Raw genomic sequence first — 1,808 nt, 5'->3', positions numbered from 1 at the left:
CTGTATCGCATCGCTGGGGACATCCTGAACATCAAAGGCGTCAAACGCACCACGACGGCGCTGGTGATGCGGGAGATGGTGGACTATCGGATCCGCCCGTTACTCGACTTTCTCGCCGAGTAACGGGTCGTCGATCATTCCCAGCGCAGACACTCGGTGTGGTCGAGACGTGGAAGTCTTCCCAACCATGCATTCTTACCCGGACGGCCGATGTTGACCACCAGCAGCGACCGCCACCGGCCGTCGGGGAAGAAGTCGGCGTCCAGGGACGATGCGTCGAAACCGCTCATCGGACCCGCAGCCAAACCCCGGGCTCGGACTGCAAGGATAAAATAGCCGGCCTGCAGAGCAGCATTGAGCCGTGCGCTGGCATCACGGAGTGCCTCGTTCGAGGCGTAGAGCTGAGCGACTTCCGGTTTGAATGGCAGCAGTGCGCTCATGTATTCGTGGAAACGAGTGTCAATGGCCAGGATTGCGACCGCAGGAGCCGACGCGGTCTTGGCCTTGTTCCCCTCGTACATGTGAGCAGTGAGTCGGGCGCGTCCGGCATCTGTTCGCACGAACACCACTCGCAGCGGTTGCGTATTCGCCCCGGTCGGTGCCCATCGCGCCAGTTCCCAGATGTCGGCGAGTTGCTGGTCGGACACCGGAATAGGAGCGAAGGTGTTCGCTGTGCGCGCAGAGAAGAACAGTGCCTCGAGCGCTTGCTCGTCGACCGCGTCCAGATGAGGACACGCGGCGTTTTCAACATCGTTGGTCACGATCGTCCTTGTTGTCGTGGTGTGGTCGGAACGTTGCGATGCCGAGGTTCGAGGTGCTGGCAGACCTCGGTCCGTGGTGACGACGTGGCCTGGATCAGCTGCGATGGTGAACGCTCACATCAAGATTGGTCGAAGACGAGTTCTGCGGGTACATCGCCGGGTGCTCGAGGAGGATGTACCCGCAGAGGGAGCTTGACCCCTGATCTTGGACACGTGGAATCCAGCACACTGCTGAGGGAAGCGAGAATCCAAGGATGGCCAGAAAGAACTACACCGACGAGTTCCGCCGTCGGGCGGTGGACTTGTATGAGTCCACGCCGGGCGCGACGCTCAAGGGGATCGCGGCGGATCTGGGCGTGTCTCGGGGCGCGTTGAAGGAGTGGGTCGACAAGCTGGGCTCGGGGACCATGACGGCGGGTGCAGCGCCGGTCGCGCCGAGCCGAGGCCGGCCCGAGTCACAGACGGCGAGGATCGCGCGGCTGGAGTCGGAGAACGCCGCGTTGAGGGTCGAGCAGGCCAAGCTCGCTGAGGAGCGGGACATCCTTCGCCAGGCGGCGAAGTATTTCGCCGGGGAGACGAACTGGTGAACCGCTTCCAGTTCGTCGAGGACCACAAGGACGCCTGGGGCGTGAAGCGGTTGTGCGAGGTCATCGAGATCGCCCGGTCGTCGTTCTATGCGTGGCTGGCCGCTGCGCCGGGACGTGCCGCGAGGCAAGCCGAGGATGCGGCGCTGGCTGAGCGGATCCGGGTGCTGCAGGACCCGGCGCTGGGCGGGGACCGTGCCTCGGGGGCACCCAGGATCACCGCCGACCTGAACGAGGGTGCGGCCGCGGACGGGCGGGTCAACCACAAGCGGGTGGCCCGCGTGATGCGCGAGCACGGCCTAGCCGGCGTCCGGCTGCGCCGTCGCGTGCGCACCACGATCCCCGACCAGTCGGGACGGCGTTTCCCCGATCTGATCGGCCGCGACTTCTCCGCCGGCGAACCGAACCGCCGCTACGTCGGCGACATCACCTACCTACCCGTCGGGGGCGGCACGAACCTGTA

The 1,808-nt window shown here is 65.0% G+C and carries 1 protein-coding gene and 2 pseudogenes; 2 read left to right on the top strand and 1 reads right to left on the bottom strand.

Annotated features, from left to right (window positions below; all coding sequences use genetic code 11):
• A pseudogene (locus K3M35_RS26550) lies at positions 1-123 on the top strand (Lrp/AsnC family transcriptional regulator); the annotation flags it as partial.
• A gap of 11 nt (positions 124-134) precedes the next feature.
• On the opposite strand, the gene K3M35_RS25670 reads toward K3M35_RS26550, so the two are convergent.
• Positions 135-761: a malonic semialdehyde reductase gene (locus K3M35_RS25670; protein ID WP_220667275.1), complete on the bottom strand. Its 627-nt coding sequence runs from the start codon at positions 759-761 to the stop codon at positions 135-137.
• A 254-nt stretch (positions 762-1,015) separates the two neighbouring features.
• Here K3M35_RS25670 and K3M35_RS26545 point away from each other — a divergent pair.
• Positions 1,016-1,808 (top strand): annotated as a pseudogene (locus K3M35_RS26545) (IS3 family transposase); the annotation flags it as partial.

Source organism: Rhodococcus sp. DMU2021, assembly GCF_019641445.1.
Lineage (GTDB): Bacteria > Actinomycetota > Actinomycetes > Mycobacteriales > Mycobacteriaceae > Rhodococcus > Rhodococcus pyridinivorans.
The sequence above is the reverse complement of the archived record's forward strand: the minus strand, read 5'-3'. Positions and strand labels throughout refer to the sequence as shown.